General features: G+C 67.5%; 13 protein-coding genes. All 13 read left to right on the forward strand.

The annotated features are described in order from the left end of the window. Positions 1 to 28 precede the first annotated feature (28 nt). Positions 29 to 1,363: a sensor histidine kinase gene (locus tag AC0CMF_RS10755; protein ID WP_123194838.1), complete on the forward strand. Its 1,335-nt coding sequence runs from the start codon at positions 29 to 31 to the stop codon at positions 1,361 to 1,363. Beyond that, on the forward strand, positions 1,360 to 2,352 hold the full coding sequence (locus AC0CMF_RS10760; protein ID WP_374629601.1) for an NADH-quinone oxidoreductase subunit B family protein: 993 nt from the start codon (positions 1,360 to 1,362) through the stop codon (positions 2,350 to 2,352). The genes AC0CMF_RS10755 and AC0CMF_RS10760 overlap by 4 nt, the downstream gene beginning before the upstream one ends. Continuing rightward, positions 2,349 to 3,776, forward strand: a complete 1,428-nt coding sequence (locus AC0CMF_RS10765) for a nickel-dependent hydrogenase large subunit (protein WP_374629603.1) — start codon at positions 2,349 to 2,351, stop codon at positions 3,774 to 3,776. Before AC0CMF_RS10760 ends, AC0CMF_RS10765 begins: the two co-directional genes overlap by 4 nt. Positions 3,777 to 3,790: 14 nt before the next feature. Further along, complete coding sequence (gene hypF / locus AC0CMF_RS10770) at positions 3,791 to 6,061, forward strand: carbamoyltransferase HypF (RefSeq protein ID WP_472481636.1); 2,271 nt, start codon at positions 3,791 to 3,793, stop codon at positions 6,059 to 6,061. Positions 6,062 to 6,264: 203 nt separating this feature from the next. Continuing rightward, positions 6,265 to 7,350: a hydrogenase small subunit gene (locus tag AC0CMF_RS10775; protein WP_050474643.1), complete on the forward strand. Its 1,086-nt coding sequence runs from the start codon at positions 6,265 to 6,267 to the stop codon at positions 7,348 to 7,350. Positions 7,351 to 7,354: 4 nt separating this feature from the next. Next, positions 7,355 to 9,145: a nickel-dependent hydrogenase large subunit gene (locus AC0CMF_RS10780; RefSeq protein ID WP_374629605.1), complete on the forward strand. Its 1,791-nt coding sequence runs from the start codon at positions 7,355 to 7,357 to the stop codon at positions 9,143 to 9,145. A gap of 12 nt (positions 9,146 to 9,157) precedes the next feature. Continuing rightward, positions 9,158 to 9,727: a HupE/UreJ family protein gene (locus AC0CMF_RS10785; RefSeq protein ID WP_050474645.1), complete on the forward strand. Its 570-nt coding sequence runs from the start codon at positions 9,158 to 9,160 to the stop codon at positions 9,725 to 9,727. Positions 9,728 to 9,737: 10 nt separating this feature from the next. Then, positions 9,738 to 10,466, forward strand: a complete 729-nt coding sequence (gene cybH / locus AC0CMF_RS10790) for a Ni/Fe-hydrogenase, b-type cytochrome subunit (protein ID WP_050474646.1) — start codon at positions 9,738 to 9,740, stop codon at positions 10,464 to 10,466. A 270-nt stretch (positions 10,467 to 10,736) separates the two neighbouring features. Continuing rightward, positions 10,737 to 11,354 (forward strand): HyaD/HybD family hydrogenase maturation endopeptidase, encoded by a 618-nt coding sequence (locus AC0CMF_RS10795; protein WP_050474647.1) that lies wholly within the window; start codon positions 10,737 to 10,739, stop codon positions 11,352 to 11,354. Then, positions 11,354 to 11,674, forward strand: coding sequence for a HypC/HybG/HupF family hydrogenase formation chaperone (locus AC0CMF_RS10800; protein ID WP_050474648.1), 321 nt, complete (start codon positions 11,354 to 11,356; stop codon positions 11,672 to 11,674). Before AC0CMF_RS10795 ends, AC0CMF_RS10800 begins: the two co-directional genes overlap by 1 nt. A 5-nt stretch (positions 11,675 to 11,679) precedes the next feature. Beyond that, entirely contained in the window at positions 11,680 to 12,111 is a 432-nt protein-coding gene (locus tag AC0CMF_RS10805; RefSeq protein ID WP_186415648.1) for a thioredoxin domain-containing protein, read from the forward strand. After that, complete coding sequence (locus AC0CMF_RS10810; RefSeq protein ID WP_374629607.1) at positions 12,108 to 12,944, forward strand: hydrogenase expression/formation protein; 837 nt, start codon at positions 12,108 to 12,110, stop codon at positions 12,942 to 12,944. Before AC0CMF_RS10805 ends, AC0CMF_RS10810 begins: the two co-directional genes overlap by 4 nt. Further along, on the forward strand, positions 12,941 to 13,795 hold the full coding sequence (gene hybE / locus AC0CMF_RS10815; RefSeq protein ID WP_186391199.1) for a [NiFe]-hydrogenase assembly chaperone HybE: 855 nt from the start codon (positions 12,941 to 12,943) through the stop codon (positions 13,793 to 13,795). Before AC0CMF_RS10810 ends, hybE begins: the two co-directional genes overlap by 4 nt. Positions 13,796 to 13,809 lie beyond the last annotated feature (14 nt).

The raw sequence follows: 13,809 nt of genomic DNA on the forward strand, positions 1-13,809 counted from the left end.
AGAGGTAAGGTGCTGCCTGGAGGAAGCGATGGCCCAGCAGATATCATTTGATCCGGCGCAGCACCCGGGCGCGCTCAGCGACGAGGTCTGGATGGAGGTGCTGTCCGCCGTCGACCGGACCTATGCCGACCTTGTCGAGTATCAGGGACGCCTGGAGCGGCAGAATGCCGAACTCGAGGCGATGCGCCGGTTCCTGGCCTCGATCCTCGCCTCCGTGTCGGACGTGCTGATCATCCTCGACCGCAACGGCGACATTGAGGAAACCTCGGCCTCGCTGCTGCGCCATCTTGATGTCGACCACGACCGGGTGACCGGGCGCCCGGTGGCCAGCCTGTTTGCGCGGGACGAGCAGGCGGCGCTGGCCGCCGCGATGACGCGGGTGATGCAGACCCGCCAGCCGGAAACCATCGAGGCGCATCTGGTGGCGGAGGCCGGCGCGATGCCGCTGGAGCTGAACCTGGCGCCGCGTCTCGACGAGCGTGGCCGACTGGCCGGCCTCGTCCTGTCCGGCCGCTCGGTTGGCGAGCTCCGGCAGGCCTATTCGGCGCTGGCCCGCAGCCACGACGAGCTGAAATCCGCCCAGGCGCAACTGGTGCGCAACGAGAAGCTGGCCTCGCTCGGCCGCCTGCTGGCCGGTGTCGCCCACGAGCTCAACAATCCGATCAGTTTCGTCTATGCCAATGCTCATGCGCTGGAGCGCTACACCGGCAAGTTCGAGACCTATTTCCAGCGGGTCCAGGAAGGGGCCGGGCGCGAGGAACTCGTCATGCTGCGCGAGCAATTGCGGCTCGACCGCGAGGTGCGCAACCTGCGTGAGGCGGTGCAGGGCGCGCGCGAAGGGGCCGAGCGGGTGCGCGACATCGTCGAGGACCTGCGGCGCCTGTCCGCCGACGGCACGGGCGAGATGGTGCCGTTCGATCTGGTTGAAACGACGGCGGTCGCGGCGAACTGGGTGTTGCGCGGTGCCCGCAGGCCGGTCGCCGTGGCGGTCTCCGGCCGCGAGCGTCTGATGGCCATCGGCCGGCCGGGGCACATCCAGCAGGTGATCATGAACCTCGTCCAGAATGCGGTCGACGCACTGGAGGGGCAGGAGGACGCGCGGATCGAGATCCGCCACGAACTGGCCGATGGATACGCCCGGGTCAGCGTCAGCGACAATGGCGCGGGCGTGCCGCCCAGCCTGCAGCACGAGATCTTCGACCCGTTCTTCACCACCAAGCCGGTCGGCAGCGGCACCGGGCTCGGCCTGTCGATCAGCCACAAGATCGCCGAAGAGCATGGCGGCCGCCTGCGTCTGTGCCCGGCGGGCCGCGGCGCCTGTTTTCAACTCGATCTGACCCCTGCGGAGGACGGCGGGCGATGAACCTCCTTTGGCTGCAAAGTGCGGGATGCGGCGGCTGCACCATGTCGCTGCTCTGCGCGGAAAATCCCAACGTGTTCGAGCTTCTGTCCGACGCGGGGCTGCGGGTGCTGTGGCATCCCGCGCTCAGCCTGGAGACGGGTGCCGAGGTCAGATCACTGCTCAGTGACATCGTCGAGGGACGCCTGGCGCTCGACATCCTCTGCGTGGAAGGTGCCATCGCGCGCGGGCCGCGCGGCACCGGCCGTTACCAGATGCTCTCCGGAACGGGCGTTTCCATGCTCGACTGGGTGCGCCAGCTCGCCCCGCTTGCCGGCCATGTCGTTGCTGTCGGCTCCTGCGCGGCCTATGGCGGCATCACTTCGGCCGGCGGAAATCCCTCCGATGCGGCGGGCCTGCAATACGAGGGCACCCATTCGGACGGCATCCTGGCGCCGGATTTCCGGGGCCGGTTCGGCCTCCCGGTGGTCAACGTCGCCGGCTGCCCGACCCATCCGGACTGGGTCAGCGAGACGTTGCTGCTGCTGAAGGCGGGCGTCTTCGGCGCGGACGACATGGACGCGCTCGGCCGGCCGAGATTCTATGCCGACCATCTGGTGCATCACGGCTGCCCGAAAAACGAGTTCTACGAGTACAAGGCAAGCGCGCGGGAATTGTCCGAGATCGGCTGCATGATGGAGCATCTGGGCTGCGTCGGCACCCAGGCGGTCGGCGACTGCAACATCCGGCCGTGGAACGGGGAGGGCTCCTGCACGCGCGGCGGCTATCCCTGCATCGCCTGCACAGTGCCGGAGTTCGAGGAGCCGCGCCACCCCTTCACCGAGACGCCGAAGATCGCCGGTATCCCCGTCGGCCTGCCGTCCGACATGCCCAAGGCCTGGTTCATGGCACTGGCCTCCCTGTCCAAGGCGGCAACGCCGCAGCGCATTGCCCGCAATGCGGTTGCCGACCGCGTCATGGTTCCACCGACGATCCGAAAGCCGCGCAAATGAGCGAAGGACGCCTGATTGTCGGCCCCTTCAACCGTGTTGAGGGGGATCTTGAGGTGCATCTTGATCTGGAGCAGGGGGCTGTCCGCAGCGCCCGCGTCAATGCGCCGCTCTACCGGGGCTTCGAGCGCATGCTCGAAGGCAAGGACCCGCGCGATGCGCTTACCATCACGCCGCGCATCTGCGGCATCTGTTCGATCAGCCAGTCAGCCGCCGCCGCCCGTGCGCTGGCGGACGCGATGGGCCTTGCCCCCTCGCCGCAGGGCCTGCTGGTGGCGCAACTGATCCATGCGGTGGAGAATGTCAGCGACCACCTGACCCATTTCAACCTGTTCTTCATGCCGGATTTCACCCGCCCGGCCTATGCGGCGCGGCCCTGGCACGGGCAGGCGGTGTCGCGCTTCACGGCGATGGAGGGCAGCGCCCAGCGGGCGGCGGTCGAGGCGCGGGCCGGGCTGATGCATATCCTCGGCATGCTGGCGGGCAAGTGGCCGCACACGCTGGCGATCCAGCCGGGCGGGGTCACTCGCGCGCCTGGCCCCCGCGACAAGGTGCGGCTGGCAACCCATCTGCGCGCCTTCCGCCGCTATCTGGAGACAGTGGTGTTCGGAGCGGAGGTCGAGGCTTTCGCGGAACTTGGCTCCGCCGGTGAGTTGATGCGCTGGGCGGGCGGAGATGCCGGCCTCTTCCTCGAGATCGCCGCCGATACGCAGCTTGCCGGACTGGGGCGCGGCGCCGGACGCTATCTCAGCTTCGGCGCCTATCCGCTGGCAGATGGTTACGGGTTCCGCCCCGGCGCCTGGGAGGGCGGGCTGAAGCCGCTCGACACGGGCGCGGTGATCGAGGATGTCAGCCATGCCTGGATGCTGGGCGAGGCGGTGCATCCGCTGGCCGGGGCAACCCTTCCGGACGAGGACATGCGCGAGGACGCCTACAGCTGGTGCAAGGCGCCGCGCCTGTCGGGGCAGCCGATGGAGACCGGAGCGCTGGCGCGGCAGGTGGTCGACGGCCATCCGCTGGCGCTCGACCTCGCGCGTCAGGGCGGCGTTCTGGCGCGGGTGACGGCGCGCCTCCTTGAAATCGCCCGCACCCAGATCCTGATGGAGCGCCTGGTCGCGGCCATCGAGCCGGGTGCCAGCTTCATGGTCTCCGGCCGCCTGCCGCAGCGGGCCGTTGGTGTGGGCCTGGTTGAGGCGGCGCGCGGGGCTCTCGGGCACTGGCTGCGGATCGAGAACGGACGGATCGCCGGCTATCAGATCATCGCCCCGACCACCTGGAATTTCAGCCCGCGCGATGCCGCCGGCGTTCCGGGGCCGCTGGAGGCGGCGCTGGTGGGCACGCCGGTGCAGGAAGGGGAGACCACGCCGGTGGCGGTCCAGCATGTGGTCCGTTCCTTCGATCCCTGCATGGTCTGCACCGTGCACTGACGCAGGAGGCGGTCATGGTCAAGGGCTGGATCATCCGGGTGCGCGGCCAGGTGCAGGGGGTCGGCTTCCGGCCTTTCGTCTGGACGCTGGCCCGCCAGCATGGCCTGCGCGGCTTCGTGCTGAACGATCCGCAGGGGGTGCTGATCCATGCCGCCAAAGCGGGCATCGATGAGCCGGGCATGGAAGAGCCGGGTCTCGATGCCTTCGCCCTGGCGTTGCGGACGCAGGCGCCGCCGCTGGCCCGCGTCGATGCGGTCGAGTGCCAGCCGGCCGGCTTCAGTGACCTGCCGCTGACCTTCGACATCCGCGCTTCGGCCGGTTCGGGCGCCGAAACCCGGGTGACGCCGGATGCGGCCACCTGTGCCGCCTGCGCGGCGGAGATCGCCGGACCGGGGCGCCGCCGGGGCTACGCCTTCACCAATTGCACCCATTGCGGGCCGCGCTATTCGATCCTGCGCAGCCTGCCCTACGACCGCGCCCGCACGGCCATGTCGGTCTTTGCCATGTGCCCGGACTGCACGGCGGAGTATTCCGACCCTGCCGACCGGCGCTTCCACGCCCAGCCGATTGCCTGCCCGGCCTGCGGACCGAGGCTGTCCTATGAGGAGGACGGGCGCGAATGCCCCGGCGATCCGCTGACGCTGGCGGTGGAGCGGCTGCGGGCGGGCGGGATTGTCGCGGTCAAGGGGCTTGGCGGCTTTCATCTGGCCTGCGATGCCGGGAATGCCGGCAGCCTCGCCCTGTTGCGCCGGCGCAAGCGCCGCCCGGCCAAGCCCTTCGCGCTGATGGCTGCAGAGGCACATCTTGCGGAGATCGCCGAGCTGTCTCCGGCGGCACTGGCGCTGCTGCGCGACCCCGCCGCGCCGGTGGTGCTCGTTCCCTCCCGCCGGGTGCTGCCCGAAGCGGTGGCACCCGGCATGACCTCGCTCGGCGTCATGCTGCCCTACACGCCCTTGCATCATCTGCTGCTTGCCGCGTTCGGCGGCGTGCTGGTGATGACCTCAGGGAACCTCTCCGGTGAGCCGCAGGTGACCGGCAATGATGAGGCGCGCGAGAAGCTTTCCGCCTTTGCCGACGGGTTCCTGCTGCATGACCGCGACATCCTCCGCCGTCTCGACGACGGGGTGGAGCGGGCGGAGCCGCCGATGGTGCTGCGCCGCGCCCGCGGACGCGTTCCCGGCACGCTGCCCCTGCCGCCCGGGTTTGCGGCCGGGCCGCAGGTTCTGGCGCTGGGCGGCCAGATGAAGGGCGCCGTCTGCCTCGTCAAGAACGGTCAGGCGCTGCTGTCGCAGCATCTCGGCGACCTCGATGATGCCCTGACGCTGGACGAATTCCACAAGGCCATCGCCGACTGCACGGCGCTGTTCGACCATCGGCCCGGCCGGGTCGCCATCGATCTGCACCCGGACTATCGGGCAAGCCAGGCGGGCGAGGCGATGGGCCTGCCGGTGACCCGCGTCCAGCATCACCACGCCCATCTTGCCGCCTGCCTCGCCGACAATCTCTGGCCCCCGGATGCGGGGCCGGTGGCCGGGATCGTGCTCGACGGCACCGGCCTTGGGACCGACGGCACGCTGTGGGGCGGCGAGGTGCTGCTCGGCGGCTATGGCGATTTCGAACGGGTCTGCCGGCTGCGCCCCGCCCCGCTGGCCGGAGGCGACCGCGCCGCGCTGGAGCCCTGGCGCAACCTGCTGGCGCGCCTCGGCCAGGCAGGGCTCTCCGGCGGTGCGGAGGATTTCTCGCAGCGGCTGATGGCGGGCCGCCCGGTGGAACAGGTGCGCGCCGCCCTGCGCGCGGGGATCAACGCGCCGATGTCCTCCTCCGCCGGGCGCCTGTTCGATGCCGTCGCCGCCGCTCTCGGCCTTTGCCCCGAAGTGCAGAGCTATGAGGGCGAGGCGGCGATGCGGCTGGAGGCGATGGCGGTGAGCGCGCCCGCCTATCCTTTCGCGGCAAGCGCGGGGGAGATCGACCCCGCACCGATGATCCGCGCGCTGCTTGCGGATCTGGCGGGCGGCGTGGCTCCGGCACGGATCGCCGGTGCGTTCCATGCGGGTCTTGCCCGCGCCTTTTGCGCGCCCGCCCGCCACCTCGTCGAGACGGGACGGGCGCGGGCCGCCGTCCTCACCGGCGGCTGTTTCCAGAACGCCCGGCTGCTGGAGGCCTGTCAGGCCGAACTGACCGGTCTGCCCGTGCTGGTCCACCGTCAGGTTCCCGCCAATGACGGCGGCCTTGCCCTGGGGCAGGCCCTCGTCTGCCTTGCCCGCGCCGGAGCGGAAGCGGGCTGACCGCCTGACCCTGTCCGGCGGTCAGGGTCTTGACATGCGCCGGACGCGAAAAATCCAAAAAATCAGATCAACAGATTGATATAAAACAAGTATTTTTTATTTCTGCGACAGGTGTTTTTGTGCAGGCGCGGGGAATGTCCGGCACGGCATCATCGCCTCGGTACGGTCGAAACACGACATTTCACGCACCGAGGGAGGACACCTTGTCGCAAGTCGAAACCTTTTACGACGTGATGCGGCGCCAGGGCATTACCCGGCGAAGCTTCATGAAATACTGCAGCCTGACGGCGGCCGCGCTCGGCCTCGGGCCGTCTTTCGTCCCCAAGATCGCCCATGCGATGGAGACGAAGCCGCGCACGCCGGTGATCTGGATTCACGGCCTGGAATGCACCTGCTGCTCGGAGAGCTTCATCCGCTCGGCCCATCCGCTGGCCAAGGATGTGGTGCTGTCGATGATCAGTCTCGACTATGACGACACACTGATGGCGGCGGCCGGGCACGCGGCCGAGGCGGCGCTGCAGGACACGATCGAGCGGTACAAGGGCAACTACATCCTGGCCGTCGAAGGCAATCCGCCGCTCAACGAGGACGGCATGTACTGCATCGTCGGCGGCAAGCCGTTCGTCGACCAGTTGCGCCATGCGGCGGAGCACGCCAAGGCGATCATCTCGTGGGGCGCCTGCGCCTCCTATGGCTGCGTCCAGGCGGCGGCGCCCAACCCGACCCGGGCAACGCCGGTTCACAAGGTCATCCTCGACAAGCCGATCATCAAGGTGCCGGGCTGCCCGCCGATCGCCGAGGTGATGACCGGCGTCATCACCTACATGCTCACCTTCGACCGGCTGCCGACGCTCGACCGGCAGGGGCGCCCGGCGATGTTCTACTCCCAGCGCATTCACGACAAGTGCTACCGCCGGCCGCATTTCGACGCCGGCCAGTTCGTCGAGACCTGGGACGACGAAGGCGCCCGCAAGGGCTTCTGCCTCTACAAGATGGGCTGCAAGGGACCGACCACCTACAACGCCTGCTCCACCATTCGTTGGAACGAGGGCGTCTCCTTCCCGATCCAGTCGGGCCATGGCTGCATCGGCTGTTCGGAAGACGGGTTCTGGGATCAGGGCAGCTTCTATGACCGGCTGACCAACATCAAGCAGTTCGGCGTCGAAGCGAACGCCGATCAGGTGGGCATGACGGCTGCGGGCGTCGTCGGTGGCGCCGTCGCGGTGCATGCGGCGGTCTCGGCGCTGAAGCGCGCGCAGAAGAAGACCCAGGACAAGGTGGAGGCTTGAAACGATGACTGCAACTCCGAATGGTTTCAACCTCGACACCTCGGGCCGGCGTATCGTCGTCGACCCGGTGACCCGGATCGAGGGGCACATGCGCTGCGAGGTCAATGTCGACGAAGGCAACGTGATCCGCAACGCCGTGTCCACCGGCACCATGTGGCGCGGCCTCGAGGTGATCCTCAAGGGACGCGACCCGCGGGATGCCTGGGCCTTCACCGAACGCATCTGCGGCGTGTGCACCGGCACCCATGCGCTGACCAGCGTGCGTGCGGTCGAGGACGCGCTGGGGATCACCATCCCCGACAACGCCAACTCGATCCGCAACATCATGCAGCTCAACCTGCAGATTCACGATCACGTGGTGCATTTCTACCATCTGCATGCGCTGGACTGGGTGAATCCGATCAATGCCCTGCGTGCCGACCCGAAGGCGACGTCGGAGCTGCAGCAGACGGTCAGCCCGAGCCATCCCCTGTCGTCGCCGGGCTATTTCCGCGACGTGCAGAACCGGCTGAAGAAGTTCGTCGAATCCGGCCAGCTCGGCCTGTTCAAGAACGGCTACTGGGACAATCCGGCCTATCTGCTGCCTCCGGAAGCCGACCTGATGGCGACGACCCACTATCTGGAGGCGCTCGACCTGCAGAAGGAAATCGTCAAGGTCCACACCATCTTCGGCGGCAAGAACCCGCATCCGAACTGGCTTGTCGGCGGCGTTCCCTGTCCGATCAACATCGACGGCGTCGGCGCGGTCGGGGCGATCAACATGGAACGGCTGAACATGGTCAGTTCCATTATCGACCTGTGCAACACGTTCAACCGCAACGTCTATATCCCGGACGTGATCGCCATCGGCGGCTTCTACAAGAACTGGCTCTATGGCGGTGGTCTGTCGGGCCAGGCGGTGCTTGCCTATGGCGACATCCCCGAGCATCCCAACAATTTTGATGCAGGGCAGTTGCACCTGCCGCGTGGCGCCATCATCAACGGCAACCTCAACGAGGTTCACGACGTTGATCCGCGCGATCCCGAGCAGGTGCAGGAGTTCGTCGACCATAGCTGGTACACCTATGCCGAGCCCGGCAAGGGCCTGCATCCCTGGGACGGCGTCACCGAGCCGCGATACGAACTCGGCCCGAAAGCCAAGGGCACCCGCACCAACATCGAGGAACTGGACGAGAGCGCCAAGTACAGCTGGATCAAGGCACCGCGCTGGCGGGGCCATGCCATGGAGGTCGGCCCGCTGGCCCGCTATGTCGTCGGTTACGCCAAGGGGCACGAGGATATCAAGAACCAGGTCGACGGCCTGCTCCGGACGATGAACCTGCCGGTTTCCGCGCTGTTCTCGACCCTGGGACGCACCGCGGCGCGTGCGCTGGAATCCGAATATTGCGGGCGCCTGCAGAAATACTTCTTCGACAAGCTGATCACCAACATCAAGAACGGCGACCAGTCGACGGCGAATGTCGAGAAATGGGATCCGAAGACCTGGCCGAAGGAGGCCAAGGGCGTGGGCATGACGGAGGCACCGCGTGGCGCCCTCGGCCACTGGATCAGGATCAAGGACGGCCGCATCGACAACTACCAGTGCGTCGTCCCCACCACCTGGAACGGCAGTCCGCGCGACACCAAGGGCAATATCGGGGCCTTCGAGGCCTCGCTCATGAACACCTACATGGAGCGCCCCGACGAGCCGGTGGAGATCCTGCGCACGCTGCACAGCTTCGACCCGTGCCTTGCCTGCTCCACCCATGTGATGTCGCCCGACGGCGGCACGCTGACGACGGTCAAGGTCCGCTGAGGAGGGAACCCCATGAACTACGCAGTCTTTCTGGGAGCCTTGCTCCTGTCGACCCCAGCCCTGGCCCATACCGGCCATGGCGGGACCTCGGGCCTCCTCGCCGGGCTCCTGCACCCGGTCCTCGGCCTCGACCATCTGCTGGCGATGGTGGCGGTCGGGATCTGGTCGGGTCTTGCGCTGCCACGGCATCCCTGGGGCGGGGCGGCGGCCTTCCTCGGCGCCATGCTGGCGGGGGCGGGTCTCGCCTTCGCCGGTGTCACCATGCCGGCGGTCGAGACGCTGATCCTCGCCTCGGTGGTGATCTTCGGCCTCCTGGTGCTGGTGGCGAAGCCCGAGATGCCGGCCGCACTCACGGCCGCGGCTCTCGTCGCGATCGGCTTCTTCGCGCTCGGTCACGGCCATGCTCATGCCAGCGAGGCTGAGGGTGGTGCCATCGCCTATGTCGCGGGCTTCGTCATCGCCACCTCGCTTCTGCATGTGGCGGGCATCGGCGTTGCGCGCGGTATCGCCGGCAAGCTGGTGCTGCAGCGCGTCCTGGGCGGCGCCATCGCTGCCGCCGGCCTGCTGCTGGCTGCATCATGAGGAGGCGGACATGAACAAGGACAGCCATGCCCTCGAGCTGGAGGCGGAACTCGCCACGGCCCAGCGGCAATCATCGGTCTATGTCTACGAGGCGCCGGTGCGGATCTGGCACTGGGTGAATGCGTCGGCGATCCTGGTCCTGTGCGTGACCGGGTACTTCATCGGCAGCCCGCCGCCCTCGGCCGGCCAGCACGAGGCCTATGACCAGTTCCTCTTCGGCTATATCCGCTTCGCGCATTTCGCCGCGGGGATGATCCTGACCGTCGGCTTTCTCGGCCGCATCTACTGGGCGATCTTCGGCAATCACCACGCCCGGCAGCTCTTCTATCTGCCGGTGCTGAACGGGCACTGGTGGCGCGAGATCTGGTTCGAGATCCGCTGGTACCTGTTCCTGGAGAGCGAGCCGAAGAAATATATCGGCCACAACCCGCTGGCCCAGCTCGCCATGTTCTTCTTCATCACGCTCGGCACCAGCTTCATGATCGTGACCGGCATGGCGCTCTACGCGGAAGGGGCGGGCCAGGGATCTTTGTATGACGATCTGTTCGGCTGGGTCATCGGCCTTGCCGGCAACACCCAGCGGCTCCACACCCTGCATCACCTCGGCATGTGGTGGATCGTGATCTTCATGATCGTGCATATCTATGTCGCGATCCGCGAGGACATCATGAGCCGGCAGTCGATCGTCTCGACGATGATCTCCGGTCACAGGACCTTCAAGGACGACCGCACGGACTGAACGTCCCGTTCGGGTGGCGGCCGCATGCCGTCACCCGAATCATACCGATATGCTGGAAGGTTTCTTTCCATTGAGCATGAGTTTTGGAAGAGTAATTTTCGGCTTATTGCGGCCACGTGGGGCGGGAAAGTCGCCTATCTCATTGTAATAACTGATAAATAATAATTTTCACCGGTTTGCGGAAAAACCTGCCGCGGAACCGACGGTTGGCCTAGTCTTCCCTCAAAGGGCGGAAAGCCCGCATGCCAGCACCGTTCCGGGGAGGGGAACATGCCAGCAACCAATCCATCATCCATTCTTGTTCTGGGCATTGGCAACGTCCTGTGGGCCGATGAGGGCTTCGGAGTGCGCTGCGTCGAGGCGCTGGCCTCTGCCGTCGCGCTGCCGGAGCACGTCCGCCTGCTGGATGGCGGCACGCAGGGGCTCTATCTCCTGCCCTTTCTGGAGGAGGCGGAGGCCCTTCTCGTCTTCGATGCCATCGACTACGGCCTGGAGCCCGGCACGCTGAAGCTGGTGCGCGACGGCGAGGTGCCCGCCTTCATGGGCGCCAGGAAGATGAGCCTTCACCAGACCGGTTTCCAGGACGTGATTGCCACCGCGCAACTGCTCGGGCGCTGTCCGCACAAGCTTACCTTGATCGGCTGCCAGCCGGTGGAGCTGGAGGATTACGGCGGCGGTCTGCGGCCGCAGGTCGCCGCGGCCATTCCCGGCGCGCTGGACCTTGCCCGTGCCGAACTGGCTGCCTGGGGCGTGGAGATCGCTGCCGGCCGCAGCGCTGCAGACCTTGCTGATCCGTCGATCCGCCGCACCGCCTATGAGCAGGGGCGCCCCTCGGCGGAGGAGGCCTGCCGCACCGGCGACGCCCGCTTCTTCCCCGGGAGCCTGTGATGTGCATCGGCGAGCCGGCGCGGCTCGTCTCGCGCAGCGGGATTGCCGGTGTGGCAATGATCGACGGCCGGGAGACCCTGATCGATCTCTCGCTGACCCCTGACGCAAAGGCGGGGGACTGGCTTCTCTGCTTTCTCGGCACGGCACGCGAGATCCTGGAGCCGGAAGAGGCGGCGGTGATCGCCGCCGCGCTGGAGGGGCTGCGGCGGGTCATGGCCGGACAGGATCCGGGCGCGGCCTTTGCCGACCTGGATGCGCGGGAACCTGAACTGCCACCCCATCTTCAGGCCGCTCTCGCGGCCGGTCACAGCCAGGGATGATCCTCATGCACGATCCATCCGGTGCCGCTCTAGCCTCCGGCGCCTCTCTCTCTCATCCGCTTCTGCGCCGTCTCGTCGACGATCTGGGCTGGCCGCTGCTGGCAAGCCTTGACGAGGTCTCAGCCTTCACGGCCCGGCCCGGAACCCACTGCCTTCTCGTTCCGGGTAATCCGGTCCGCAATCTGGAGACCGCCGATGCTGCGGTAATCCTGCCGGAACTGCGCATGGCGTTTCAGGGCGTGTTCGACTGCGCGCTTGTCGATGACGCGGTGGAGGCGGAGGTGCGCGAGATTTTCAAGGCCCTGAAGACGCCGGGCTTCCTGTTCTTTGCAGAAGGGACCTATCTCGGATCGATCCAGAAGATCCGCGATTGGGACGACTACATGGTGCACCTGCCGCGCCTGCTTGGCCTCAGAACTCCGGAGCGGATGCAATGAGCAACGGATTCCTGTTTCCACCGGCCGGGTTCGGGCCGGGTTCGCAGCCTCTCGACGACGAGGAACTGTCCTACATGGCGCTGCCGTCGGGCATGCGCACCTATGTGCCGCATCTGCCCGAGGTAGGAGATCCCTCGCAGGTCACGCCGGCCCTGAAGACGCTGGCCGATATCGCCGGGGCCTGCGAGATCGCCGCCACCGCCGGCGGTGAGCGCGCCGAGTTCGACCTGTCGGCCATGGACCCGGCGAGCCGGGCCCTGATGGCCGAAACGCTCGGACAGGGCGAAGTGTCCATGAAGCTGAGGGGCGTGCCGGCCCTGATGGTTCAGGAAAGCGTGTTCGCCGGGGTCTGGATGCTGGCGGGGGCGGGCATCGACCGCATCGAGGTCGGCCCTGTCCCGGCCGAGGCGGTCCGGCGCGCCCATGGCAGCGGAGCCCCGGCGCCGATGCTCTCCGCGCCGCGCCCGGCCGGCGTCGTCAACGCGCCCGCCCTGCTGGCGGAACTGGCGGACCAGTCCGCGAACTGGCGGTCCGGCGGGATGCCGCACGTAGTCAATCTCTCGCTGCTGCCGCATACGGAGGAGGATCTCCTGTGGCTGGGTGCGGCGCTCGGCAAGGGGGCCGTGACCATCCTGTCGCGCGGCTACGGCAACTGCCGGATCAGCGCCTGCGCCCTGCCGCAGGTCTGGCGGGTGCAGTTCTTCAATTCGATGGACACGCTGATCCTCGACACATTCGAGGTGACGGCCATTCCCGAAGTAGCGCTGGCCGCCCCGGAGGATCTTGCCGACAGCGGCGAGCGCATCCGTGAGGTTCTGGAGGCGATCCGATGACCCGGTTCGAGGGATCCTATCTCGGCGCCAACGACCGGATCAGTCCGCTGGCGATCATGGAATGCAAGATCTGCTGGACGCCCTACGATCCGGCGGAAGGGGACGACACGCGGCAGGTGCTGCCGGGCACCCCGTTCCAGGCGCTGCCGGAGGACTGGAAATGTCCCGGCTGCGATGCCCCCAAGCACCAGTTCATGGTACGGGAGGATCCGGGCTCGCCGGCCCTGATGGCCGAACAGGACATTGCCGGACGCACGTCGATGCTGGTCGCCGACTTCAAGGACGTCTGGCTGTCGAAGATGCGCGACGTGCCGCTGATCAATCAGGCGCTGCATGTCGAGGCGATCGGCTTCCGCCTGCATGAAGGGCGCCCGCTCGGCGTGCTGATCACGCCCTGGTTCATGAACCTCGTGCTGCTGCCGGGGCCCGGCGACGACTGGAGCGAACTGGTGCAGGGCACGAAGGAGGTCGTCGGCTTCCCGTCGGGCGACTACGAATTCCTGCATAACCGGCGCGATCTCACCGGCGGCTACAAGGCCTGTTCGCTGTTCTCGCCCATGGGCGACTTCAACAGCCAGATGCAGGCGCAGGACGTTGCGCGGGCGGTGATGATGGCGCTGTTCGATCCGGCGAACCGGGACGAGACCAACCGCGCGGCCGATATCCGGGCGGCGCGTGAGGCCGAACTGGCGCCGCCGCCCGGGATGCCCGAGGCGGGCAGTGAGGAGGATCCCGCCGGTGAACAGGGCGTGACGGAGACGGCGCCAAGCCGGCGCCGGCTGATCACTGCCGGCCTTGCCAGCGAGCCCGCGCCCGTTGCCGCGGCGCCCGAAACGGGGGAGCGCGACTGATGATGAGCGGGCAG

The organism is Pannonibacter sp. CBAS1226, from assembly GCF_055685825.1.

Coding starts and splice junctions, on each gene's coding strand:
- AC0CMF_RS10755 (WP_123194838.1), top strand. CDS start 29: ATGGCCCAGCAGATATCATTTGATCCGGCGCAGCACCCGGGCGCGCTC.
- AC0CMF_RS10760 (WP_374629601.1), top strand. CDS start 1,360: ATGAACCTCCTTTGGCTGCAAAGTGCGGGATGCGGCGGCTGCACCATG.
- AC0CMF_RS10765 (WP_374629603.1), top strand. CDS start 2,349: ATGAGCGAAGGACGCCTGATTGTCGGCCCCTTCAACCGTGTTGAGGGG.
- hypF (WP_472481636.1), top strand. CDS start 3,791: ATGGTCAAGGGCTGGATCATCCGGGTGCGCGGCCAGGTGCAGGGGGTC.
- AC0CMF_RS10780 (WP_374629605.1), top strand. CDS start 7,355: ATGACTGCAACTCCGAATGGTTTCAACCTCGACACCTCGGGCCGGCGT.
- AC0CMF_RS10785 (WP_050474645.1), top strand. CDS start 9,158: ATGAACTACGCAGTCTTTCTGGGAGCCTTGCTCCTGTCGACCCCAGCC.
- cybH (WP_050474646.1), top strand. CDS start 9,738: ATGAACAAGGACAGCCATGCCCTCGAGCTGGAGGCGGAACTCGCCACG.
- AC0CMF_RS10795 (WP_050474647.1), top strand. CDS start 10,737: ATGCCAGCAACCAATCCATCATCCATTCTTGTTCTGGGCATTGGCAAC.
- AC0CMF_RS10800 (WP_050474648.1), top strand. CDS start 11,354: ATGTGCATCGGCGAGCCGGCGCGGCTCGTCTCGCGCAGCGGGATTGCC.
- AC0CMF_RS10805 (WP_186415648.1), top strand. CDS start 11,680: ATGCACGATCCATCCGGTGCCGCTCTAGCCTCCGGCGCCTCTCTCTCT.
- AC0CMF_RS10810 (WP_374629607.1), top strand. CDS start 12,108: ATGAGCAACGGATTCCTGTTTCCACCGGCCGGGTTCGGGCCGGGTTCG.
- hybE (WP_186391199.1), top strand. CDS start 12,941: ATGACCCGGTTCGAGGGATCCTATCTCGGCGCCAACGACCGGATCAGT.